Origin of the sequence: Xanthobacter autotrophicus (assembly GCF_029991245.1) — a bacterium.
Lineage (GTDB): Bacteria > Pseudomonadota > Alphaproteobacteria > Rhizobiales > Xanthobacteraceae > Xanthobacter > Xanthobacter autotrophicus_C.
In genome coordinates this window covers 1-23,467 of sequence record NZ_JAIVFO010000071.1, presented here as the reverse complement: position 1 = coordinate 23,467, position 23,467 = coordinate 1, and the positions used below count along the sequence as shown (strand labels likewise).

The following is a 23,467-nucleotide window of genomic DNA, read 5'->3' as shown; positions in this document are numbered from 1 at the left end:
CTGCCACAGCCACAGCCCCTGACCCGCCCCGTGTCGCCCTCATCGGCACGGTGGTGGGGGTGAGCGACGCCTACGGCATCTTCCGGATCGAGGCGACGGGCTCAGTGGTGCGCCTGCGCACCGGCGAGAGCTACAACGGTTGGGTTTTGCGTTCCGTACGCCGGCGCGACGCCGAACTTGAGAAAGACCACGGAACGGAGGTGCTGGTGCTGTCCGCGCGCGGGCAGGGCAGCGGCGCGATCGTTTCCGTCGGCCGGTCGGTTCCGGTCGAGCGGGCGCCGGACAGTGCACTGACCACAGCACGACCTACCCCACTGACGGGGTCAGCCCTTGAGGGCACGCACCGCGCTTCCCAGCCCGGTCGCAGGCGAGGCAATTAAGATCCATAAACAGATCATTTTATATAGTATGGATTATTTGTGGATCGAGATGGCATTTGACCCTTGCGGTCGATGGCTTTAAGTCATAAACAGATCATTTAATTACCTAATGGTCTATTTATGGAGCGTTCGGCGATGGCCAAGCCGATCACCCGTCCTTATTCCCGCTACAGCCACGACGCCGTTCTGCTGCTGGGGCAGCTCATCCGTCGCGCCCGCATCGAGCGCAAGATCACGGCCATGGAACTGGCCGAACGCGCCGGGATCTCGCGTGGGTTGGTCCAAAGGATCGAGAAAGGCGACCCCGGCTGCGCGATCGGCGCCGTCTTTGAAGCGGCGGCCGTGGTGGGCGTGCGGCTCTTCGATGCCGATCAGGGGGCGCTCACAAGCGCGATCGGCGCCAACGCGGCGATGCTGACGCTCCTGCCCAAGGCGGTGCACCCCTCGAAACTGGAGGCCAAGGATGATTTCTAAGGCGGGGCCGACCGAGGCGTTCGTCTGGATCTGGCTGCCGGACGAGACTGAACCGGTCGTCGCCGGCCGGCTCGCTGCGGTGGGCGCTCAGCTGCTATTCAACTACGGACGCAGCTATCTCGCGCGGAAGAACGCCATCCCGCTTTATGCGCCCGAGCTGCCTTTGCGCGCGGGCGTGCTGCCGCTCCTCAACGGACTGCACATGCCGAGCTGCATCCGTGACGCGGCGCCCGATGCGTGGGGACGGCGCGTGATCCTCAACCGGAAGTTCGGCGCGAAAGGAGAGAATATCGACGTCACCTCGCTCGACGAACTCACCTATCTTCTGGAGTCCGGCTCGGACCGGATCGGGGCGCTGGATTTCCAGGCATCAGCGACCGAGTACGTCGCCCGCGACGCGACATCCGCCTCCCTTGGCGAACTGATGAACGCTGCGGCCAGCATCGAAAAAGGTCTCCCGCTCACTCCGGAACTCGACCGGGCGTTGCTGCACGGCAGCTCGATCGGTGGTGCGCGCCCGAAGGCGATGCTCGCGTCGGGTGACCGCAAGTATGTCGCGAAATTCTCCTCGCAAAGCGACCTCTACAGCGTCGTCAAGGCCGAGTATGTGGCGATGCGCCTCGCGGCCGCGAGCGGCATGAATGTCGCTCGCGTAGCGCTGGAGCGCGCAGCCGGGAAGGATGTTCTGCTGGTCGAGCGTTTTGATCGCGCGAAGTCTACGGAAGGCTGGCAGCGCCGTGCGATGGTCTCGGCGCTGACCCTACTTGAACTCGACGAGTTGATGGCGCGCTATGCCAGCTATGAGGATCTCGCGACGATCATCCGCCACCGTTTCGTAGCGCCGAGGGAGACGCTGAAGGAGCTCTTCAGCCGCATGCTTTTCAATGTGCTGTGTGGCAACACCGACGATCACGCCCGCAATCATGCCGCCTTCTGGGAGGGCCATAGGCTGATGCTCACACCGGCCTATGATATCTGCCCGCAGGCCAGGACGGGCGGCGAAGCAACCCAGGCCATGCTGATCGCCGGCAATGAGCGGTGGAGCCGGATCGCTCTGTGTCTCGATGCAGCTCCATTGTTCCTCCTCTCTCGCGAAGACGCGATGGCTTTGGCGGCGCACCAGATCACCGTGATCCGTGATCGGTGGGCGGTGATCTGCGCGGAAGCGGATTTGAGCGAAGTCAACAGAAACCTGTTGTGGCGACGGCAGTTCCTCAATCCCTTCGCTTTCGAGGGAGCGCCGCCTTTGCTCGCGGCGCTGCTGGCATGAGGCGGGCTCCGCGACGAACACAAGGCGTCCTGGCCTCCGTTCTTCAAGCTCGTCGTGGAAAGCCCGTCGTAGCGATGCAGAGCAGCGCCTATGATGCCATCGGAATTGACCGAAAGCGGGTCGTCGCCATGATTGAGTCACCGCCCGTATCAGGCCTTGGAAGCGGCAGCCTTTCAGGCAGCGTTGGCGGAACGTCAGATGGCGCGAGCGCATTCGACGTTTATACCGAAGGTGGCTTCCCCGAGGACTTCCGCGGAACCGTTCGCCTGACGCAGGTCTTTAGACCTTTTGACAGTTGAAGCGCCCGACCGCGAGGAAGAGGATTGGAGCGCCACCTCGGCGCCCGATCCGGAGGCCGGAGACGATCCCAGGCTCCGGCAGCGCCCGGAAAAAAGGGCGACAACACGGAGAAACATGATGACGGAAACGACCCACGTGATCGAAGCCACCGCCGCGGAATGGACCACCCCCGAGGTGGTCGAGATTTGCCTCGGCATGGAAGTGACCAGCTACGAGTCCGCCGATATCGACACCGTCGACTGAGCCGGAAGCGCGCCGGAGCCCTCTGATGCCCCTCACGCTCCATATCCTCGGCTCAGGCGCGGGCGGCGGCGTTCCCCAGTGGAACTGCCGCTGCCCTATCTGCGAACGGGCGCGGGCCGGCGACCCCATGGTCAAGGCCCGCACCCAGTCGAGCATCGCCGTGACCCTCGACGGGGCCCGTTACCTGCTCATCAACGCGTCCCCCGACATCCGCCAGCAAATGGCGCTGCTGCCGGCGCTCCACCCGCGCGAGGGGCTGCGCCACACGCCGCTGGCCGCCGCGCTCGTGACCAATGCCGACGTGGACCATATCGCCGGCCTGCTGTCGCTGCGCGAGTCCGAGCCGTTCGCCCTCTACGCCAGCGCCGAAACCCAGGATGCCCTCGCCCAGAACGGTGTCTTCGACGTGGTCAATCCCACCCTCGTTCCGCGTCGCACGGTGGCACTCGACGTGCCGGTCGAGCCATTGCCGGGACTTTCGGTGACGTTGTTCGCGGTGCCCGGCAAGGTGGCCCTCTGGCAGGAGCGCGGCGAGCCGGTGGTTGGCGAGACCACCGGCACCACGGTGGGCGTGCTCCTCAAAGGCGAGGGGCGCCGCATCGCCTATGTACCCGGCTGCGCCGAGGTGACCGATGCGGTGCGAGAGCGGCTCGCCGGCGGCGACGTGCTGCTGTTCGACGGCACCGTCTATGAGGACGACGATATGATCCGCGCCGGCGTCGGGACCAAGACCGGCCGGCGCATGGGCCACGTGCCCATGACCGGGCCCGAAGGCTCCGTCGCCCGGCTGACCGGAACCCCGCTGGGACGGCGGATCTTCGTGCACATCAACAACACCAATCCGGTTCTCGTTGAGGATTCCCTCGAGAACGAAGCCGTCCGTGCCGCCGGCTGGGAGTTGGCCCATGACGGGATGGAGATCACGCCGTGACGGCGGTGACGGCGGCCAGCGTGCCACGCTTGCCGCGCGGCGTCCGTCTGGAACGTGATTCGGCCCGGGGGATCTGGCTGCTGCTCGCCCCCGAGCGTATCTTCGAGCTTGATCAGATGGCGGTCGCCGTCATCGACGAGGTGGACGGCATTTCCTCCATCGCCGCCATCACCCGACGCCTGGCGCAGAAATATGCCGCTTCTCAGGCCCGCGTGGAGGCCGAGATCATCGCCATGATCGAGCGCCTCGTGGCGCAGCGGGTGGTGGATCTTCAGGAGTCCGCGTGATGTCCATGCAGCCGGAATTGGCACAGCGCGAGCCCGCATCTCGCGGGCCTGCGTATCGTCCCTGGGGCCTGCTCGCGGAACTGACACATCGCTGTCCGCTGGCCTGTCCCTATTGCTCCAATCCCCTCGCCCTCGTCTCCAAGAACGAGGAGCTGGACACCGAAACGTGGCTGCGCGTTCTCACCGAGGCGGCGGCCCTCGGGGTCCGGCAGGTGCATCTCTCCGGCGGCGAGCCGACCACGCGCTCCGACATCGTGGAGATCACCGCCGCCTGTCGGCGCCTCGGCCTCTACAGCAATCTCATCACCTCGGGCGTGGGCGCCGCCCGCGCCAAGCTGCCGGCTCTCGCCGAGGCCGGGCTCGACCATGTCCAGCTTTCCCTTCAGGGGGTGAACCAGACGCAGGCGGACGCCGTCGGCGGCCTTGCCGGCAGCCATCAGGCCAAGCTCGCCTTCGCCGCCGACGTGACCGCCTGCGGCCTGCCTCTGACCCTCAATGCAGTGATCCATCGCGGCAACATCCACGACACCGATGCCATGATCGATTTCGCGCTCCGCCTCGGCGCGCGACGGCTGGAGGTGGCACACACCCAGTTTTACGGCTGGGCGCTGGCCAACCGCGCCGCCTTGATGCCGGCCCGCGAAGATGTCGTCACCACCATCCGCAGGGTGCAGAAGGCGCAGGTGGAGCTGAAGGGGCGCCTCGCCATCGACCTCGTGGTGCCGGATTATTTCGCGCGCTACCCTAAGGCCTGCTGCGGCGGCTGGGGACGGCGTCTGATCAGCGTCACCCCTGCCGGCAAGGTGCTGCCGTGCCACGCGGCGGAGACCATCCCCGGCCTCACGTTCTTCTCCTGCTGGGAACGCTCGCTGGCGGAGATCTGGGCCTCGCCGGCCTTCGAGGCGTTCCGCGGCACCGACTGGATGCAGGAACCCTGCCGCTCCTGCGACCGCAAGGAATGGGATTTCGGCGGCTGCCGCTGCCAGGCATTCGCGCTCACGGGAGACGCCGCGGCCACGGATCCCGCCTGCTCCTTCTCGCCGGAGCATGCGCGGATCAGCGCCCTCGCCACGCAGGAAAGCACCTCGGCGCCGCCGCCGTACATCCCCCGGCGCGCCGCGAAGGACGTCGTCTCGGCGTGACGGCGGGAGATCAGGGACCCCTCCCCGCCTGATCCTGCCGCGACTACCGAGCGCCCGGTCGCGCCGCAGGCTACCCGGATCCCCGAAATCCGCCAGGCCCTACGCCCGATGGACCCCGCCCGCCGGGCCTTCGTGCCAGACAAGCACGTGATGGGTTCCGGACGAGGGCCGCGACGCCCCGCGCCCACACGCAAAGCCGCGCCTACGGCACCGGGACAGGGGAAAAGGATGGTGCAGCGAAACGGAGCGCAGTCGAGCCCGCGTGGCCGCTCAGCGGGTAGCGCCGCGCGCAAACGGAAATGGTGCGCTCTGGCGGAACGGTTTCGAACCCAAGGGGTTGGCAACGCCGAATGGCCGTCGCCGACGGTTCGGAACCCCTCTGGAGCGAAGCGGTCGAAGACCGCGACAGCGTGAAGAGAAGACAGTGGTGCGGGTGGTCGGACTCGAACTGACACTCTGTCACCAAGAACGGATTTTGAATCCGTCGCGTCTATCAGTTCCGCCACACCCGCAGGGCCGCCATCATAGTCCATCATAAGCGCGGACGGCGCGCGATTCCATCCGGCTGCATGGGTGCTCATATGCCTTGAGGTCCACGCCATGTCCAGGTGGCCCTCCCGCCGTCCGCGCAAGAGGGTTATTCCCTTCTCCCCGCTGCGGCGACACCCTGCTCAGGGTCCCCTTGCGGTGAAAAATGGCCGACCGCTTCCAACCATGGTCGCAAGCGGTCGGCCAGTGCCGCCCCGGGGGGGGGAGGAACGCTGCAGTTCGACGAATGTCTCCCAGGGGGGTCCGTCAATGCAGCTCGGCCAGCGCCGTATCCATGACCTTCTGCGCCTTGCCGGGATGCTTCATCGCCTTCGCTGCATCCAGATTGATCGGCTCGCCGACCGCGATGGCCATCACCATGCCCATCGCGTAGTGCGGCCGGCATTTGACGCCGTAGACGCCCGGCACGGAGAAGGTATGCGAGACGGTCTCACTCGGCTTACCGGCGAAGGGCTCCGCGCCCTCCGGGGCCATATTGCGAATCAACTCGGCATTGTGGCCGGGGTCCACCGAAACGAAGGTCACCGTGTCGCCGGGCGCGATCTTCAGGGCGTCGGGCTGGAACACCATCATGCCCTTCTCGCCCTTGCTCAGCATCTTCACCTGGAAATCGGTGGCCTGCGCGGGCGCCGCCACGAGCAATCCCGCGACAATTCCGAGCCAGGGGGCCTGCTTCCTGATCATGATCATCCTCTCCTTTGGCCCGGCGGTGCCGGGAGCTTGGCATGCGTCAAACGGGGCGGAAGGCGCCGGGCGGAAGGCGCCGGGCGGAATGTTGCCCGGCGTTACATAGGCGTAGTGCAGCGCGTCTAGCTGCGCCCACAGCACCTCGGTCTTGAAGGTGAGCGCCGCGAGCACCGCGCGCTGTTGCTCGACCGTGACCGCGTGGCGTTTCACATAATCGAGCGCGAACTGGGCATCGCGCGGCGCCTGATCGAGGCGGCGGCGGAAATAGGCGACCACCGTCTCGTCGATGAAGCTGTAGTTCTTCAGCATGCCGGCGATGCGGCGGCGATGGATCGAGGGGGCGAACAGCTCCGTCAGGCTGGAGGCGACGGCCTCCAGAAGCGATTTCTCGCGCACGAAACGCACGTAGGCCTCCACCGCGAACCGCGTGGTGGAAAGGGCGCCCTGCTGCGAGACCACATAGTCCCGGTCGAGCCCGAGCCCATCAGTGAGGATCAGCCAGCGCTCGATGCCGCCCGGGTCCTCGCAGTTGCCGTCGTGATCGGTCACACGATGCAGCCACTCGCGTCGCAGCTCGCGGTCCTCGCAGCGGCCGATGAGCGAGGCGTCCTTGCGCGGAATGGCGGCCTGATAGCAGTAGCGGTTGAGCGCCCAGGCCTGCACTTGCCCCTTGTCCAGATGGCCGCCGTGCAGCAGGTCATGGAAGGGGTGAAGGTCGTGGTAGCGCTCGGTCCCGATGGCGCGTAGCGCCGTCTCCAGATCAGCGGGGCTCATGGGGGCCGATCCCGTGTCGAGCGCCAGGATGAAGTGTTTGTTCATGGCCAGATCTCCCTGCCGTCGCGGGCCGAACACGGCCCGTTGCCCGCGTTCCGTGCCCTGATGCACGGGGGCCACGGTCCTACGCCCGGCGGCAGCGCTCGCCGCGGCTGCTCCGCGCGGCCCGCCTTGGCTCGACCGCTGCGTCTTGCGCATGGGGCCGGGACAAGGGACGCGGTGACGCGCTTTGATCTGTCGCAAGAGGGCCCTCTCGAGCTCCCGTCCGTCTACCTCAGGTCGATCGTGGCCTTCACGGCCCCGACCGCCACGTGTGGATTCGCCGGAATGCTGACAGCCGGTCGAAATGCCGTCAACGCGAACAAGGTCGATTCGACCGAAAGTACAAAATCTATACAGGCCAGGTGGTGCGATCTTCTGGAAGGCTGCGCGATTCTGTTGTTGGCGTGCGTGGAAGGTGTTAAACGCGACGCGCATTGACGATGACGGCGCCGCGCACGCTTGAAAATCCCGGCAGCGGCTGACGGCTCGCGGTGCCGATGAAGCCCGTCGCCGGGCTCGATTGTGCGGAGTGTTCCTTGACCCTAGAGGCTTTGGTCGAAGCAGGTCCGGTGCTCGGCGTGGACGGCGTGAGCTATGCCTATGGAGCCCGGAAGGTTCTGTCAGGGGTGAGCTTTGCGGTGCGCCCGGGCCAATTTCACACGCTCCTCGGCCTCAACGGCGCGGGCAAGACCACCCTGATTTCCCTGATCACGGGGCTGTTTCACACCCGGACAGGACATATGGCAGTGATGGGCCACGACATCGCCCGGACCCCCATCATGGCGCTCACCCGTCTCGGCATCGTCTTCCAGGCGCGCACGCTCGATCCGGACCTGACGGTGCTGCGCAATCTCGCTTATCACGGCGCGCTGCGTGGCCTGCCCCCCAAGGTCGTCCGGGCGCGCGCGCTCGACATCCTCGAGCGCTTTGCCCTCGCCTCGCGCCGGGACGATCCCGTCCGCACTCTCTCTGGTGGTCAGCAGCGCCGGGTGGAGATCGCCCGGGCGCTGATCCATGAGCCGTCCGTGCTGGTGCTCGACGAGCCGACGGCGGGCCTCGATCCGGCCGCCCGGACAGACATCGTGGCGCTCGTCCGCGCGCTGGTGGCCGAGCGGGGCCTCGGCGTCCTGTGGACCACCCATCTGTTCGACGAGATCGTGCCGAGCGACGCGGTGACGGTGCTGCACCAGGGCCGCGTGCTGTTCGACGGCATCGCGCAGGAATTGGCGCAGGCCGGCTCCCTCGGCGAAGGCTTCCGCCGGCTGACAGAAAGGGTTGCCCCATGAGCGATCGGGTCAGCGGTGGGACCAGCGCCTGGGTCCATTGCTTCCTCGGCATCCTGACGCGCGAGATGCTGCGCTTCGTGATGCAGCGCGGACGCTTCCTCTCCGCGCTGGTGCGTCCCCTGGTCTGGCTGTTCGTCTTCGCCGCGGGCTTCCGGACGGTGATGGGGATGTCGATCATCCCGCCCTATGCGACCTACGTGCTCTATGAGGTCTATGTCACGCCCGGCCTCTCGGCGATGATCCTGCTCTTCGGCGGCATGCAGTCATCCCTGGCCATGGTCTACGATCGCGAGATGGGATCCATGCGCGTGCTGCTGACAAGCCCGTTCCCGCGCTGGTACCTGCTGATCGCCAAGCTGGTGGCGGGGGTCATCGTCGCGGTGGCGCAGGTCTATGTCTTTCTCGCCATCGCCTGGTTCTGGGAGGTGAAGGCGCCGGCCTTCGGCTATTTGACGGCGCTGCCAGCCCTCATCCTTTCCGGTGTCATGCTGGGCGCCATCGGCCTGCTTCTTTCCTCCATGATCAAGCAACTCGAGAACTTCGCCAGCGTGATGAACTTTGTGATCTTTCCGATGTTCTTCACTTCCTCGGCGCTCTACCCCATCTGGAAGATCGAAGAATCGAGCCCGCTGCTGGCCTTCATCTGCCGCTTCAACCCATTCACCCACGCGGTGGAGCTGATCCGCTTCGCCCTCTATAATGAGGTGGCGTGGACCAGCCTTGCGGTGGTTGCCGGGGCGAGCCTCGTCGCCTTGGCATGGTCGGTCTCGGCCTATAATCCCGCGCGCAGCGCCGCGACCTTCCGGGCGCTGGCGCGCAATTATACCAACGGCCATTGAGGGTGACTCTCTGGGGCTTTCGGTTGAGTGCGATCGCTGATTCCATGGTGCGGGGAGGATTCGCGCCATGGCCTCTGCGGTGAAGCTTCGGACGGACTACTCGGCTTCGGATTTGCGGCGGCTCGCCGCTGCTTCGAAACACGCCAGCCAGAGCCGGCGGCTGCTGTCGCTGGCAGCGGTCCTTGATGGGATGGATCGCGCCGAGGCGGCTCGGATCGGTGGCATGGATCGTCAGACCCTGCGCGATTGGGTTCACCGCTTCAACGCGCTCGGCCCCGACGGGCTGCGCGACATCCGCTCCAAGGGCCATCCGCCCCGGCTGTCGAAGGCGCAGCTGGCCGAACTCGCTGAGATCGTCGAGACCGGCCCGGATCGCAGGGTCCACGGCGTCGTCCGGTGGCGGCGACTCGACCTGAGGAAGGTCGTCGCGGACCGCTTCGGCGTCGCATACCACGAGCGAACCATCGGCAAGATCCTCAAGGTGATCGGCTTCTCGCACATCAGCGCCCGCCCCCGTCACCCGGGGCAGGACCCCGAGGTCATGGAGGACTTCAAAAAAACTTCCCCCGCACCCTGAACGCTCACGTCGGGCACCTGCCGAAGGGGCGCCGCATCGAGGTCTGGTTCCAGTGTATGGTTCACCTCCGGTTTGCAAGAAGAAACGACGGCCCAGAAGACCCTGCTTCAGCGTATCCGGCTTGTTTGAGGGCAGATCATGCCCGAGCCACAATGGGAGCCGCTGGGATGCGTTCCTTACAAGACGACCAGATCCTTTGATCTTCTGCCACCACCAGGTTTCGCATATCCAGTTGAAGCAGAGAAACAATCTACTGGAACCATCAGGTTGCGCATCTGATCATATCCACGGTGCCATCGTTTTCCTCTCGCAAGTCATTCGAACAAGCCTTATGCAGGGCGCGGTTCGAAAATCGTATTGTGGGTTAAAAGTGCCCAAATGACACGTGCGACCTCATGAATCCCCTCATTTTCGCAGGGACTCATATTGGCCAAATTTCGTGGACAAATGACGCGCATCGAGAATTCCATCCCAGCGAAGCGTGGCCATGAACCATCCGATCAAGCGCGTTGAATTTGTTAAAAAATATCTCGATGGCATATTCGCCGACGATCTTCACGCCAAGCGCGTGATGTCACTTGCCAATGGCGCGCTCGGCGTCATGACGGGCGCGTCGCTTGCGGTGTCGATGATCGGCCAATCCCTGGCCCAAGCGCGGGGCCTGCTGAGCAAGCACGCCATCAAGCAGGTCGATCGGCTATTGAGCAATCAGGGCGTCGTCGTGTGGGACATGTTCGCCTCGTGGGTGGCGGAAGTTGTTGGCGCGCGCAAGACGATTGTCGTTGCCATGGACTGGACGGATTTCGACGCTGACGGTCAGGCGACGCTGGCCTTGAGTCTCGTCACCAACCACGGGCGGGCCACGCCCTTGTTGTGGCTGAGCGTCTTGAAGGACGAGTTGAAGGACCAGCGCAACGACTTCGAGGACCTCTGCCTTGCCCGCCTGGCGCAGGTGTTGCCCGAGGGTGTCGCGGTGACGATTCTGGCCGATCGTGGCTTCGGCGACGCCAAGCTGTTCGACTTTCTCGACACGTTGGGGTTCGCCTATGTCATCCGGTTTCGCGGCAATATCCATGTCAGCGCGGCCGATGGGCAAACGCGCCCGGCCGCCGCGTGGGTAGGCAAGGGAGGACGAGCGCGCAAGCTGCGCGACGCCGAGGTTACGGCGGGCCGGCACAAAGGTTGGGGCGGTCGTCTGTGTTAAGGCCAGGGATATGAAAGAGGCTTGGTGTCTGGCCGCCAGCAACGCCGAGGCGACAGCGCGCGAGATCATGAACTATTACGCCAAACGCTGGACGATCGAGCCGGGATTTCGAGACATGAAGGACCTTCGTTTCGGCATTGAACCGCCCCTAGTTTTCTAGACGCCCTCGGCTTTCACTTTGTGCTGCCGTTCGAACTCGATGGGCGACAGCATCCCGTTCCGTGCGTGCTTGCGGGTCGGATTGTAGAACATCTCGATGTAATCGAACACGTCGCGACGTGCCTCGTCGCGCGAGCGGTAGACCGTGCGGCGGATGCGTTCGCGCTTGAGCAGGTTGAAGAAGCTCTCGGCCACGGCGTTGTCGTGGCAGTTCCCGCGACGGCTCATCGAGGGCTGCAGATCGTGGTGTTTCAGGAACGAAGCCCACTCCATGCTGGTGAACTGACTCCCCTGATCCGAATGCACCAGCACACGGTCCTTCGGCTTGCGTCGCCAGACGGCGGACAGCGACGCCTGAAGCACGACGTTGGTCGTCTGCCGGGCCTGCACGGACCAGCCGACGACGCGGCGGGAGAAGAGGTCGATCACGACCGCCAGATAGGCGAAGCCTTGGTGGGTGCGGATGTAGGTGATGTCGGTCACCCAGGCCTTGTCAGGCGCCTCCGCGTCAAACCGGCGATCGAGCGTGTTGTCGACCGCCAGGGATGGCTTGCCTCCATAGTGGCCGGGGCGGCGCAGTAGCCGATCTGCGCCCGGATGCCGGCAAGCCGCGTCAGCCGCGCAACCCGGTTCGGACAGCAGCTCTCGCCCATGTCCGCCAGATCGTCGTGAAGCTTCTCGCTCCATGCCGCGCGGATCAGCTCGGTCTGCCGTTGGTCTTCCTGCGCCCGCTTGCTCAGCGGGTCCTTCAGCCAGGCGTAGAAGCCGCTGGGCTGGACACGCAGGCACCGGCACATGGCACGGATCGAAAACAGCAGGCGATGCTCAGCGATGACCGCGTACTTCACTTTGCATCCTTGGCGAAGTACGCGGCCGCTTTTTTTTGATGTCGCGCTCCTCCGTCACGCGCTGCAACTCGCGCTTCAGCCGGCGGACCTCAGCGGCCTGCTCGTCATCGCGGGCCACGGCAGCAGGCCTGCCGTACCGCTTCCTCCACTCGTAGAGCGAGTACTTGCTGATCCCCAGCCGCGCAGCCACCTCCGCAACCGGATAACCCCGCTCAGTGATCTGAACGACCGCGTCTTGCTTGAAGTCCTCGGTGAAGTTCGCTTTGCCCATCGGGGCCTCCTTGCCTCAAAATTTAGGGAAGAAGGCGTCCAGGAATCTAGGGGCGGTTCACTGCATGATGTACCTCCGTTGCTGGACTGGACTGATTATCCGCCAGAGGGAGGAGGCGAACCATCCCATAAGATGAGGCCCGGATCGGTCAGAAGAACGGCATCGTCCGGCAATGGGCGCGGCGCGGAACGCGACCCCGCCAGCCCGCCGACCAGCGCTACGACAATGCCTGGCTGTTCGGGGCCATCTGCCCGGCGCGCGGCGTCGGTGCCGCCTTGACGCTGCCCTATATCGGTACCGAGGCCATGCAGATGCACCTCGACGAAATCTCGACCATGGTCGCTCGGGGATCGCACGCCGTGCTGCTGCTCGATCGCGCCGGATGGCACACTACGAGGATGCTCACCGTCCCGAACAACATAACGCTGATCTTCCTGCCGTCGCGCTCGCCGGAGATGAACCCGGTCGAGCAGATCTGGCAATATCTGCGATCGAACTTTCTCTCCAACCGCGTCTTCGAGACCTACGCCGACATCGTCGATGCCGCCTGCGAGGCGTGGCGCAGCCTCACCGAAAACCCAGAAACCATCACATCCATCGGCATGCGCCAACGGGCGCATATCGGTCATTCATAAGGGCCGTTGGTATAACGAGACCTGTGCGCGGTTGGCTTATCGTGCTGATTTGATGAATGGAATGCGGTCTTTGGCGGGTTGCTGGTGAGGATGCCTGCCCTCTGTTGATCACCGACGCCGGAGGTCGGCAACTTCTCGAACCTCCCCTACGCGGCAGCTGCGAGGATGCTCAGGGTTCGTCTCATGTTGGAGGCGATTGCGGTGAGGCGGATCTGCAGGGAAGCCTTCGCCAAACCCAACCATCGGATCCGCCGGAGCCCATAGGATCGCTTCCAGGTCCCGAAGATCTTCTCGATCCGGCCCCGGATCCGGTGGATCGGTTGGTTTCAGGCATCGAGCCGGGCCAGGGTCTCCTGCTCGTCATGCCCCCACATGTGGGTGGCGACGATGCGTGGCGTTCCGCCCTTGCCCCGAACGGCCGCCCGGAACGTCTCGCCGCGGTAGGCGCTGTCGGCGAAGACCTGACCGGGATCGTCGGGAAGGGCGCCGCCGCCGGCCTTGCCGTCATGAACGTTGGCCGGGGTGATGGCGATCTCCTCGACCAGCGCAGTGTCGGCGTCGGCACCGACATGGGCCTTGAAGCCATGAACCGCCGGCTTGCGCTTGTGCTTGACCCACCGCGCTTCCTCGTCGCCCTTGCTGGCGGAAGCGATGATGGTGGCGTCGACGAGCGTGCCGGTCTTCACCCGCACCGCATTGGCCTTCAACTGGGCCGTCACATCGTCGAACAACACCTCGTCGAGCCCTCGGGTGGTCAACGCCTTGCGGAAGCGAACGAAGGCGGTGCGTTCCGGCGTCGGCTCGGCGCCGGAGAAACCACAGAACCGGCGGAACGACGCACGATCGTCGAGAGCCTCGGCGAGCTTCACGTCCGACAGGTCGTACCAGACGGCGAGCAGCAGCGCCTTGAACAGCGCCAGAGGCAGCCAAGCCGGCTCGCCCTTCGCCGCGCAGGAGATATCGGCGAGCCGCAGATCGACGCAAGCCCAGTCGATCAACGTCGCCAGATCGTCCAAGGAAGAATGCCGACGCCCCGCATCGCCGAACCCGAAGCTCTCCTGCCCGATCCGCCGCCGCGACATGGAACACCTCAATCCATTGCGTTGATTGAGTGAATCATGTCAGCTGGCTATCGTCGAGAACTATCCGCGCACAGGTCTCATAACGTAACGCGCGATCCAGCCGCCGAGAGGCCTCCTCTGCCCCGCGTCGCAGGGAGCCGCCCTACTTGGTTGGCCGGATCGCCGCGCCCCAGGGATAGCGCCCCACCTTCACCGTGCGCACCGCCGTCAGCGAGGGCACGTCGATCTCGGTGACGTCGCCCGAGACGCCGTTGGTGACCCAGAGTCGGTCCTCCTCCGGGGTCAGATCCATATGCCACACGCGCCGACCCACCAGGATGTACTTGATGACCTCGTAGGTCTTGGCATCCACTACTGCCACTTGGTTGGCCGGGCCGAGCGCGACGAAGACATACTTACCATCGCGGGTCATGCGCATGCCCACCGGCTGGACCTTGTCCTTGGACACGCCCGGGATCTTGAAGGAAATCTTCCGTCGGATGGCGCGGCTGGCGGTCTCGATCACCGCCACCGCGCCACCGATCTCCGAGGAGACCCACAGCTCCTTATCGTTGTGACTGAAGATAGCGAAGCGCGGGCGGGGACCGACGAGAATGTTGTCGGTCACGGTGAGGGAGGCGAGATCGATCCAGTGGGCCATGTTGGTGGTCTCGGAGGTGACTATGGCGAAGCGCCCGTCGTGGGAGACGGCGACGCCCTCCGGCTCCTCGCCCACCTTCACCTGGCCCGCGACAGTGCGGCTGTCCACATCGACAATGGTGGCGATGGCATCGTTCTCGTTGGCGATGATCAGGCGCCTGTTGTCTGGATGTAAGGCGAACTGCTCCGGATCGGCACCGGACGGCAGGTTGTGGATGACCTTCCTGGTGGCCACATCGACCACCTGGACCGTGTCGCCGTCGGAGGCGCAGACATAGAGCTTGGAGAAGTCCGACGAAAAGGTGATGCCGCGCGGCCGGCGGCCGACCGGAATCTCGTCGATAACCTTCCCGCTGGTGGTATCGACCACGGAAATCTTGTTGTCCTTCTCGCTGGAAACGTAGAGCAGATGGGCGGACGCAGGCGGGGCGAGCGCAGTGAGCGCAGCAATGAGGGCGAGGCAGCGGATCGGCACGGGCATTCCTCCAGAGATCTTGCGGTCGTCGACCGGGCTGTTATTCGGGTGACGGGAACGGACACTTCGTCTCCGGCGCGTCGCGCCCGAGGGTGTCTAGCTCCGTGACCCGATGCTCGAAGCCAGGAATTGGGGCGAAGGCCGTAACGCCCTCGCCGTGGGTCAGCGCGATGGGCTGGCGCAGCTGCCGGTTCCACGGCCGGAATGTGGCCATGGCCCCCTTGTAGCCGCCGAGGGCAAAGGCGGGCGCGGTCAGCGCTGCGGCGATCGTTCCCGGCTCGGTCGAGCCGCTGCGGGTGACCGCCTCGCCGAGGGCGCGTACGGCCATGAAGGCGGCGTAGTCGTAGGCATCCATCGCCCGGCCGTTGATCTTCATGAAACGGTCCTGTATCTGCGCTGCTGCCCAGCCGCGGACGCGGTCGTTCCAGGCCGTGGGCGTCAGGCCGGTCGAGCCGGCCACTGGCCGGGGCAGCCAGGTGGCATAGGGGAACTGGCGACCAAAATCGCGGGTCTCGTCGGCGACCACCACCACGTCATAATCGCCGGCCTGGGTCAGCACCGGGATCTCCTGCGAGGCGGTGCGTCCATCGGTCGGGTCGGCCCAGATCTTCTCGGCGACGACCTTGAGCCTGAACTTGACGGCGGAGGCGCGGAAGGCATCGGCGAGCAGGCCGTCGCCCGCCTCGGGGCCGCGCACCAGCAGGAGATGGCTCCAGCGTTTCTTCGCGAGATATTGCATCAAGGCGTCGGCGAGCATGTCGCGCGAGGGCAGCGTGTGGAAGAGGTTCGCCCGGCAGTCCGCCTCCCGGAGGCGCGTGTCGGGGGCGCCGGAGTTGAACACAAGCCCGCCGGCGGTCTTGGCGAGATCGGCCGCTGCCAGCACCTCGTCGGCCGGTGCATCGATGATCAGGTAGCGCTCACCGGCGTCTAGCGCCGCCTTGACCGCGTCCAGCAGACGGCCGTCCTCGGGAACGCTCCGCTCACCGAGGACCCAGCTCTGGCCGGAAAACCGGCCCGTCGCCGCGTTATCGAGAAATCCGAGCCGGGCTCCTTCCAGCCCTCCCTTCGGCGGTGGGGGCGGGGTTTCGGCCTCGAATCCAAGGGCCGGCACCTCCCGCGTGATGAACGACACGCGAATGTCGAGCTGGGCTGCTCCTACGCGACTGCCAAAAAACGGGAAAGCAGCCAGCGGCAGTGCGGCTCCTGCCACGCAGCAAAATCGAAGGCAGCACATAAAAATAAAAAAGAGTATCTTCTGCATTATTGTTTATCCGAGGTCTTTCTCCAGCCACAGCCTAGCACCGGCGCGCCTCCGGTTCCAGGGGACAATTATCGACCCAAGCACAAGTTGTGATGCGTGAATTTTGTACCAAAGAACAACTTTACGCCGAAGGGGTGATGGCGATAGTTTCCAGGTCTTCACAAACTAAAGGCAAAAGAGCCGCCCCGGGGCATCCCGGGAAGGAAAATTGAAAGCGGTCATTGTCCTCGGGAGGAGGCATTTAATGTTCACTCGTGTTTCCGCATGGCACCTTGTCCGGATCGGCGCTGTCATGGCCGCCGTTTCCGTCGGCCTTCTGGTGGGCGTTGGCCCGCGGTCGGCTGGCGCACACGGCGATGTGATCCCGCAGCCGGTCGACACCGCCGGCCTCAACAACGTCGGAGCTAGCTGGCTCAAGGAAAACCCCTATCGCCTGAAGGGCGGCGAGCAGTACAAGAAGGCCATTGAGGTTGGCGAGCACGGTTATGCTGCCAATTGCGCGCGCTGCCATGGGCTTCAGGTCATCTCCGGCGGTATCGCTCCGGATCTGCGCTACCTCGACGACGGCGCAGAGGGCGATGAATGGTTCATGAGCCGCATCCGCGGGGGCTTTTCGCAGAACGGTACCTATAAGATGCCGCCCTTCGAGAACGTGCTGAACCAGGAGGCGATGTGGGCTATCCGTTCCTATATCGAAACCCGTGAAAAATAGGTTCTGGCTCGTGGCGCTGCTGGCGCTTGTCGCCGCGCCGGCCGCCGCCCGGCCGCTCGATGACGTTCTGAGTTCGGGCACGCTGGTCATAGCTGTCTATCGGAATTTTGCGCCTTGGTCGTTCGAGGAGAGCGGAACGCTCACCGGAATCGACGTAGAGATTGGCCGTCTTCTCGCTGAGCATCTTCATGTGGCGCCGAAGTTCCTGGCGCGCATGCCCGGCGAGGACGTGGACAGCGATCTGCGCGCCAACGTCTGGCGCGGCGACATCGTCGACCGCGTGATGGCCGACGTGATGCTGCATGTGCCGGTGGACAAGGAGCTTGGCCTCCGCAACGACATGGTGGTGATCTGCTGCGCCTACGAGCAGGAGCGCATGGCGGTGGTCGTCGATCCCGAAGCCGTTCCGGCCGTGAGCTTCGGCGCCTTCCGCAACCGCAAGATCGCGGTGGAGGGGGGCTCCACGGCCGATCTCCTGCTTTCAGCGCTCTACAACGGCGCGATCTCCGACAATGTCCGGCGTGCGACGAGCTTTGAGGCGGCGGTGGCACAGTTTTCCTCAGGCGAGGTTCCGGCCCTGATGGCGACGCGGGCGCAAGTGGAATGGGCGGCGGCGAAGGCCGGGCGTCGGGTTTCGGTGGAGGAATGGCCGCTCCTCGGCGTCGTGAAGACCTCTTGGCCGGTTGGCCTCGCGACGCGGGTGGATGCGCACGACCTAGCCTATGCGCTGGAGGATGCGCTGACCGAAGCGGCCAAGGACGGCCGGCTTGCCGCCATCCATGCGCGGTTCAACGTGACTTGGCAGCCGCCCGCGAATTGAGCTCCGGAGAGGTTCTACCACTAAGCATTGGCAGCCAAACCGCCAGTGTTCCGATGATCGCAGGAGGCTGCAGATTAGCACCTATTGGCAATAAACTCGGTGCGGCAGGGCGCGTATCATCGTCAGGCTATCGATGAACGCCCGGAGAGGCGCACCGGACAGGGGCTCGCCCGCGGCAGGGAAGAGAAACGCACCAGGAGGAACGCATTCCATGACGATCAGAAAATTCGCACTCGCGGCCCTGAGCATAGTTTCGCTCGTGGCCGGCGTCGGATGGGTGCACGCCGAGGGGCCGACCATCGCCGACTTGCTCAAGGATCAGGACAATCCGAAGAGCGTGCTCACCAATGGCCTCGGAGTCCAGGGCCAGCGCTTTTCTCCCCTCGACAGGCTGAACAGGAACAACATCAAGGGACTCGTTCCCGCCTGGGCGTTCTCGTTCGGTGGCGAGAAGCAGCGCGGGCAGGAAGCCCAGCCGATCGTCTATGACGGCACCATCTACGTCACGGCCTCCTACTCGCGCATCTTCGCGGTCGAATCGCGTACAGGCGAGAAGCTCTGGGAGTACGAGGCCCGGCTGCCGGAGGGCATCCTGCCCTGCTGCGATGTGGTCAACCGCGGCGCGGCGATTCTCGGCGACAAGGTATTCTTCGGTACGCTCGACGCCCGGCTCGTCGCGCTCGATGCCAAAACCGGCAAGGTGGTGTGGCGCAAGAAGATCGACGATTTCGAGGCGGGCTATTCCTATACCGCCGCGCCCCTGATCGTCCCCTCCAAGCGCGGCCCGCTGCTAGTAACCGGGGTCTCGGGCGGCGAGTTTGGCGCGGTGGGCCGCGTTGAGGCGCGTAACCCTGAGAACGGCGAGCTTGTCTGGTCGCGCCCGGTGATCGAAGGCTTCGTGGGCCTGCTGGACGGCAAGCCCTCCACCATGACCGGCAAGGCGGGCGAGACCTGGCCAGGCGAGATGTACAAGACCGGCGGCGGCGCCACCTGGCTCGGCGGCACCTATGATCCGGAGACCAACCTGATCTTCTTCGGCACCGGCAATCCGGCGCCGTGGAACTCCTACACCCGTCCAGGCGACAACCGCTGGACGGCGTCGCGGCTTGCCCTTGATCCCGACACCGGCGAGATCAAATGGGCCTTCCAGACCACGCCCCACGACGGCTGGGACTTCGACGGTGTGAACGAGTTCATCTCGTTCGACCTCAAGAAGAACGGCGCCACCGTCAAGGCGGGCGCCACGGCCGATCGCAACGGCTTCTTCTACGTGCTCGACCGCACCAACGGCAAATTCCTCTCGGCGACGCCGTTCGTAAAGCAGATTACCTGGGCCAAGGGCATCGGCCCGGACGGCCGGCCGATCTACAATGAGGAAAGCCGCCCCGGCGATCCCTCCAAGGCCGAGCCCGGCAAGCCCGGCAAGTCGGTGTTCTCGGTGCCGTCGTTCCTCGGCGGCAAGAATTGGATGCCGATGGCCTATTCGAAGCAGACGGGGCTGTTCTACGTGCCGTCCAACGAATGGGGTATGGACATCTGGAACGAGCCGATCACCTACAAGAAGGGCGCGGCCTTTCTTGGCGCCGGCTTCACCATCAAGCCGATCTTCGAGGATCACATCGGCTCGCTGAAGGCGATCGATCCGGCGACCGGCGAGATCAAGTGGGAGTATAAGAACAAGGCGCCCCTGTGGGGCGGCGTTCTGACCACCGCTGGCGGCCTCGTCTTCATGGGCACGCCGGAAGGCTACCTCAAAGCGTTCGATGCGAAGACCGGCGAGGAATTGTGGAAGTTCAACACCGGTTCCGGTATTGTTGGGTCACCAATCACCTGGGAGCAGGACGGCGAGCAATGGGTCGGCGTCGTCTCCGGGTGGGGTGGCGCAGTTCCGCTCTGGGGTGGCGAGGTCGCCAAGGTGATCAAGAACATCAGCCAGGGCGGCTCTATGTGGGCCTTCAAGCTGCCGAAGACCGTTGCTGCGAAATGAGGGTAGCCGAGAATGCTTCCTAGCGGAGGCGATCGATTGGGTCAATGCGGCGCCGGACAAGCTCCGGCGCCGCACCGGAGCAGGCGCTATGCACAAGTTCCTAATCATCGACGACCATCCGCTGTTCCGTGAAGCGATCCAATTGGTCATTCAGTCGGTCTATCCCAAGGCCGAGATGCACGAGGCCGCCAGCGTCGATGCCGCCATCGAGGTGATTTCGGGCCAGCGGCGCGGCTATGATCTTGCGCTGCTCGATCTCTCGATGCCTGGAACCAAGGGTTTCGACGGCCTCCTGATGATCCGCTCACGATTTCCCCGTCTGCCGATCTTGATGATCTCCGGCCTTGATGACCAGGGTGTCGTCCGCGAGGCGCTGAGCTATGGCATTTCCGGCTTTGCCTCGAAATCCGCGAAGAAGGCGGAACTGGCCCAGGCGGTGCAGAAAGTCATCGGCGGGTCCGTCTATCTGCCGGACGGGTACGAAAGTGGGGCGACATCCTCCGGCAGACCGGAGAATTTGGAGCTTATAGCGCGGCTCTCCAGCCTGACATCCCAGCAGATGCGAGTGCTGCAAATGCTCCGGCAGGGCAAGTTCAACAAAGAGATCGCCCATGAACTCGACGTGGGCGAGACGACGGTGAAAGCGCACATCTCCGGGATCCTGCGCAAGCTCAACGTCCTCTCGCGCACCCAAGCGGTAATCGAAACGTCCAAGATTAATTTCAATCAGATCCTCGACGAGGACGCTGGCCACCAGCACTGAACGACGCCGGCGCAAAGCTCGGGGTGCAGGCCGGCACCTGGTGGGTCTTCTTTCCGCGCCTACTCCAGCAAATGGGCCATGAGCGCGCGCAGCTCGGCTGGTTTGACCGGCTTGCGCAGCAGCTCGATGCCGGCGGCAGCGACACGGGCCTCGGTTTCCTCGCTGTAGTCAGCAGTCACGACGATGGCCGGCACATCGACCCCGCAGCTTGCGTGGACAGCAGCAATGGCGTCGAGGCCGGAGCCGTGGTCGAGATGGTAATCCACCAGCAGCAGATCGGGTGCGCGGCCACGCTGGGCGACCACCTCCTCCATCTCGCTCAGGTCGCAGATGGGAACCGCCTTGCAGTCCCAGCGCTTGATGAGCTCCGCGGTGGCCTCGCGCACCGCCGAATCGTTATCGATCACCACGACAAGGGCGCCGGACAGGCCCCTGCCCTGGCTTGGATGATCCTCGAACGGCTGGGCGAGGGGCAGCGGCAACCCTTCGGTCCGCGGTAGCTCCACGGAGAACTTCGAGCCCCTACCCACCTCCGACTCCAGCGCCAGGCGGTGCCCGAGGGTGCGGATGAGGCGCTGTACAATGGAGAGGCCCAACCCCAGCCCCACCACCTCCGGTTCGGATGCCGCGCCCTTGCCGCGGTGGAATTCGTCGAAGATGGCGCAATGCTGGTCTTTGGGGATGCCGGAGCCGGTGTCGATCACCTCAATGCGGATCCAGTCGTGCCGGTGTCTGACCCCCACCAGCACGCGCCCCTTCTCCGTGTAGCGCAGGGCATTTGAGACGAGATTCTGCAGGATCCGCTTCAGCATCAGCGGATCGGTGGAGACGTGGACGCTGGATGGCACCACCCGGAGGTCGAGATTGCGAAGATGGGCGATAGGTGCGAAGTCGTTGGCAAGATCTGACAGCAATTGCCCGAGCGCCGCCGTGCTCACCTGCGGGATCACCACGCCGGCATCGAGCTGGGAGATGTCAAGCAGCGACTTCAGCAGGCTTTCACTGGTGAAGAGCGCGCGTTCGACCCGTAGCGTCAGGCGGTGCCCCTCGTCACTGGTCTGGACCTCGTCGAGGGCCGAGAGGGTGAGGCGCGCGGCGTAGAGGGGCTGCAGCAGGTCATGGCCCGCCTGGGCCAGGAAGCGCGTCTTGGCGCGGCTCGCCCGCTCGGCCAAGTTCTTCGCATCGGCGAGCTCGGCGTTGACCTGCTCCAGACGGCGCAGCGTCCGCGAGAGCTGACAGGTGCGCTCGCGCACCTGTCGCTCAAGGCCGATGGCGGTCTGGAATAGGGAGAAGGCGCTTCCCTGGCCGTTGTCCACCGCCCGTTCTGCGCGATCGATCAGGACCGAATTGATCTTCTCGAGCTTCGCGACGCGCTGCTCAAGCTCGGCAATCCGCGCTTGCAGATCGGGAGTAGATGCCGGATCGAGAGCGGAGTGACGCATCTCACACTATTGCCGGCGGCCGAATGCAACTCCAGAGAACGTATGGTTCAGGTGCATGGCATTATACTGCTCTCCGTAAGTGCTAAAACCGAACACACGGAAACGCCTAAAGATGTCTGAAATCTGATGGACGATCTGGCGATTTTCCGCTTCGAGCCGGCGATGGATGCAGTCGAAGCCCAGCACGAAGTCCAACCCGCCGAGCCTGTTTTCGAGACTTGACAGAGTTTCCTCAAGTGTCGCGACCATGTCCTTCGTCTTCGCGACGGTCAGGATCACGCCGGTATCGATTGCGCAATAGAACGACAAACTGTTGTCATCGTTCAGTTTCTGGATCGAACGGCAATAATATTCGCCCCCCACCCGCACCAGCAGGGGGTGAGCCGCAAAGTTTATGCCGATGCGGACATCCGGATCGACATGGGCGGCCTCGGCGAAGGCGAGCCATGCGGACTCGGCATTGAGTTCGGTCACCACCCGAAGGTCGGGATCGCAGGCGGTCACCACCAGCTTGCTCGAGGTCGGCAGGAAATGGTCGGACTTGAAGAGCTCGAAGGGGCGATCGGTTCGAATCAGCAGCACCAGGTTCGCGCCGCGGAAGGTGCGCCCGTCGCAGAAGGCAAAAGTTGAAGTGAAGGCGAGGTCATCGCCGAGTGATCCGCCAACCATCGGGATGTCGTCCAGCGCCCCCTGCAAAGCGGCAAGAACCAGCTCCTCATGCCGGCCTAGGCCGTCGAGAAGGGTGAGCGCGAACCCGTGCCCCGCTTCCGCCGTCCGGTCGAGATCGAGGCGGTGGCAGAGCTCGGCGACCAGCTCGGCGACCAGCTCGACGCTGAAATCGTCAGTGGTCTCGAAATAGGAACACGCGATGTCGAAGTCGTCCTTGGGGAAGGCCAGGGCCACAAGGCTGCGATCGGCGATGCCGGTGGGCCCGATCTCCCCCGCTGTTGAGCAACCGGCGTGAGGCACATCTGGAAAGTGGGCGGCAAGACCGTCGACGATGTCGCGGGGGTCATAGTAGGACGAGGCGAAGATCAGCAGGAATCCGACGTCGTGCACCCGCGCCGCGCCCGCAATCTCAGCGATGGCGTCGCGCCCGTTGGCGCGATTGGACCAAGCCGCAACCACACCTCCATCCCATACGACCGGAACGGACGCGCCACACTTCTCCGCCCTCAGGTGAGTGAGCATCACCATGCGTTCCTCCCAATTGCGGGCCAATCTTGCCGGCCCATTCTTATTAGTTGGCCGAAGCCAAAGGGAATTATCCCTGATGCGCCATAGGCAGGCAAGGAAATTGAACCGGTGGTAGTGGGTCAGTTTGAAAATCTGTTGCGATGACCGGGGGCGGTGGAGAACCCTCTCCCGCTTGCGGGGGAGGGCAGGGA

General features: G+C 64.5%; 19 protein-coding genes, 1 tRNA gene and 6 pseudogenes. 17 read left to right on the top strand and 9 right to left on the bottom strand.

Annotated elements, in window-relative coordinates:
- From K9U41_RS13345 to pqqE, 7 genes and pseudogenes are all read left to right on the top strand, one after another.
- Positions 1-380: pseudogene (locus K9U41_RS13345) on the top strand (hypothetical protein); the annotation flags it as partial.
- Positions 381-515: 135 nt separating this feature from the next.
- Positions 516-854 (top strand): helix-turn-helix transcriptional regulator, encoded by a 339-nt coding sequence (locus K9U41_RS13340; RefSeq protein WP_282641323.1) that lies wholly within the window; start codon positions 516-518, stop codon positions 852-854.
- Positions 844-2,124, top strand: a complete 1,281-nt coding sequence (locus tag K9U41_RS13335; RefSeq protein WP_282641321.1) for a type II toxin-antitoxin system HipA family toxin — start codon at positions 844-846, stop codon at positions 2,122-2,124. The genes K9U41_RS13340 and K9U41_RS13335 overlap by 11 nt, the downstream gene beginning before the upstream one ends.
- Positions 2,125-2,538: 414 nt before the next feature.
- Positions 2,539-2,667: a pyrroloquinoline quinone precursor peptide PqqA gene (pqqA, locus tag K9U41_RS13330; protein WP_282641320.1), complete on the top strand. Its 129-nt coding sequence runs from the start codon at positions 2,539-2,541 to the stop codon at positions 2,665-2,667.
- A gap of 25 nt (positions 2,668-2,692) precedes the next feature.
- Positions 2,693-3,598, top strand: a complete 906-nt coding sequence (pqqB, locus tag K9U41_RS13325; protein WP_282641319.1) for a pyrroloquinoline quinone biosynthesis protein PqqB — start codon at positions 2,693-2,695, stop codon at positions 3,596-3,598.
- Positions 3,595-3,885 carry a pyrroloquinoline quinone biosynthesis peptide chaperone PqqD gene (gene pqqD, locus K9U41_RS13320; RefSeq protein ID WP_282641318.1) on the top strand — a complete coding sequence of 97 codons (291 nt, stop codon included), beginning with the start codon at positions 3,595-3,597 and terminating at the stop codon, positions 3,883-3,885. The genes pqqB and pqqD overlap by 4 nt, the downstream gene beginning before the upstream one ends.
- 5 nt (positions 3,886-3,890) lie before the next feature.
- The gene (gene pqqE / locus K9U41_RS13315) at positions 3,891-5,027 is read left to right on the top strand and encodes a pyrroloquinoline quinone biosynthesis protein PqqE (protein ID WP_282641327.1); all 1,137 of its coding nucleotides are present in this window, start codon (positions 3,891-3,893) and stop codon (positions 5,025-5,027) included.
- A 425-nt stretch (positions 5,028-5,452) separates the two neighbouring features.
- On the opposite strand, the gene K9U41_RS13310 is transcribed toward pqqE, so the two are convergent.
- The 3 genes and pseudogenes from K9U41_RS13310 to pqqC all read right to left on the bottom strand — a co-directional run.
- Positions 5,453-5,539: transfer RNA gene (locus K9U41_RS13310), tRNA-Leu, on the bottom strand.
- A 283-nt stretch (positions 5,540-5,822) separates the two neighbouring features.
- Positions 5,823-6,173: a pseudoazurin gene (locus tag K9U41_RS13305; protein WP_282641326.1), complete on the bottom strand. Its 351-nt coding sequence runs from the start codon at positions 6,171-6,173 to the stop codon at positions 5,823-5,825.
- Between the two features lie 153 nt (positions 6,174-6,326).
- Positions 6,327-7,082: pseudogene (gene pqqC, locus K9U41_RS13300) on the bottom strand (pyrroloquinoline-quinone synthase PqqC); the annotation flags it as partial.
- A 566-nt stretch (positions 7,083-7,648) separates the two neighbouring features.
- On the opposite strand from pqqC, the gene K9U41_RS13295 reads away from it, so the two are divergent.
- The 5 genes and pseudogenes from K9U41_RS13295 to K9U41_RS23955 all read left to right on the top strand — a co-directional run bounded on the left by K9U41_RS13295 (position 7,649) and on the right by K9U41_RS23955 (position 11,145).
- Positions 7,649-8,365 (top strand): ABC transporter ATP-binding protein, encoded by a 717-nt coding sequence (locus tag K9U41_RS13295; protein WP_282641316.1) that lies wholly within the window; start codon positions 7,649-7,651, stop codon positions 8,363-8,365.
- Positions 8,362-9,204: an ABC transporter permease gene (locus K9U41_RS13290; RefSeq protein WP_282641315.1), complete on the top strand. Its 843-nt coding sequence runs from the start codon at positions 8,362-8,364 to the stop codon at positions 9,202-9,204. The genes K9U41_RS13295 and K9U41_RS13290 overlap by 4 nt, the downstream gene beginning before the upstream one ends.
- Before the next feature lie 67 nt (positions 9,205-9,271).
- A pseudogene (locus tag K9U41_RS13285) lies at positions 9,272-9,888 on the top strand (winged helix-turn-helix domain-containing protein); the annotation flags it as partial.
- Positions 9,889-10,268: 380 nt separating this feature from the next.
- Complete coding sequence (locus K9U41_RS13280) at positions 10,269-10,985, top strand: transposase (RefSeq protein ID WP_282641314.1); 717 nt, start codon at positions 10,269-10,271, stop codon at positions 10,983-10,985.
- A gap of 10 nt (positions 10,986-10,995) precedes the next feature.
- Positions 10,996-11,145: a transposase gene (locus tag K9U41_RS23955; protein ID WP_394107584.1), complete on the top strand. Its 150-nt coding sequence runs from the start codon at positions 10,996-10,998 to the stop codon at positions 11,143-11,145.
- Here the strand turns inward: K9U41_RS23955 and K9U41_RS13275 are convergent.
- A pseudogene (locus tag K9U41_RS13275) lies at positions 11,142-12,263 on the bottom strand (IS3 family transposase). The gene K9U41_RS23955 and the pseudogene K9U41_RS13275 overlap by 4 nt on opposite strands.
- 131 nt (positions 12,264-12,394) lie before the next feature.
- On the opposite strand from K9U41_RS13275, the pseudogene K9U41_RS13270 reads away from it, so the two are divergent.
- Positions 12,395-12,898, top strand: a pseudogene (locus K9U41_RS13270) (IS630 family transposase); the annotation flags it as partial.
- A gap of 146 nt (positions 12,899-13,044) precedes the next feature.
- Here K9U41_RS13270 and K9U41_RS13265 read toward each other — a convergent pair.
- From K9U41_RS13265 to K9U41_RS13255, 3 genes and pseudogenes are all read right to left on the bottom strand, one after another.
- A pseudogene (locus K9U41_RS13265) lies at positions 13,045-13,980 on the bottom strand (IS5 family transposase).
- 142 nt (positions 13,981-14,122) lie between these two features.
- Positions 14,123-15,100, bottom strand: coding sequence for a PQQ-dependent catabolism-associated beta-propeller protein (locus tag K9U41_RS13260; protein ID WP_282890867.1), 978 nt, complete (start codon positions 15,098-15,100; stop codon positions 14,123-14,125).
- Between the two features lie 34 nt (positions 15,101-15,134).
- Positions 15,135-16,355: an ABC transporter substrate-binding protein gene (locus K9U41_RS13255; RefSeq protein ID WP_282641313.1), complete on the bottom strand. Its 1,221-nt coding sequence runs from the start codon at positions 16,353-16,355 to the stop codon at positions 15,135-15,137.
- 244 nt (positions 16,356-16,599) lie between these two features.
- Here K9U41_RS13255 and pedF point away from each other — a divergent pair, with 244 nt between their 5' ends.
- From pedF to K9U41_RS13235, 4 genes are all read left to right on the top strand, one after another.
- On the top strand, positions 16,600-17,067 hold the full coding sequence (gene pedF, locus K9U41_RS13250) for a cytochrome c-550 PedF (protein ID WP_394107466.1): 468 nt from the start codon (positions 16,600-16,602) through the stop codon (positions 17,065-17,067).
- Entirely contained in the window at positions 17,057-17,887 is an 831-nt protein-coding gene (locus tag K9U41_RS13245; protein ID WP_282641312.1) for a substrate-binding periplasmic protein, read from the top strand. The genes pedF and K9U41_RS13245 overlap by 11 nt, the downstream gene beginning before the upstream one ends.
- A 211-nt stretch (positions 17,888-18,098) precedes the next feature.
- Positions 18,099-19,874: a PQQ-dependent methanol/ethanol family dehydrogenase gene (locus tag K9U41_RS13240; RefSeq protein ID WP_282641311.1), complete on the top strand. Its 1,776-nt coding sequence runs from the start codon at positions 18,099-18,101 to the stop codon at positions 19,872-19,874.
- Positions 19,875-19,962: 88 nt separating this feature from the next.
- A complete protein-coding gene (locus K9U41_RS13235) occupies positions 19,963-20,637 on the top strand; it encodes a response regulator transcription factor (RefSeq protein ID WP_282641310.1) in 675 nt (224 codons plus the stop codon).
- A 59-nt stretch (positions 20,638-20,696) separates the two neighbouring features.
- Here the strand turns inward: K9U41_RS13235 and K9U41_RS13230 are convergent, their stop codons facing one another.
- Both K9U41_RS13230 and K9U41_RS13225 read right to left on the bottom strand, forming a co-directional pair.
- The gene (locus K9U41_RS13230) at positions 20,697-22,079 is read right to left on the bottom strand and encodes a hybrid sensor histidine kinase/response regulator (protein ID WP_282641309.1); all 1,383 of its coding nucleotides are present in this window, start codon (positions 22,077-22,079) and stop codon (positions 20,697-20,699) included.
- A 6-nt stretch (positions 22,080-22,085) separates the two neighbouring features.
- Entirely contained in the window at positions 22,086-23,276 is a 1,191-nt protein-coding gene (locus K9U41_RS13225) for an FIST signal transduction protein (RefSeq protein ID WP_282641308.1), read from the bottom strand.
- Positions 23,277-23,467: the final 191 nt, after the last annotated feature.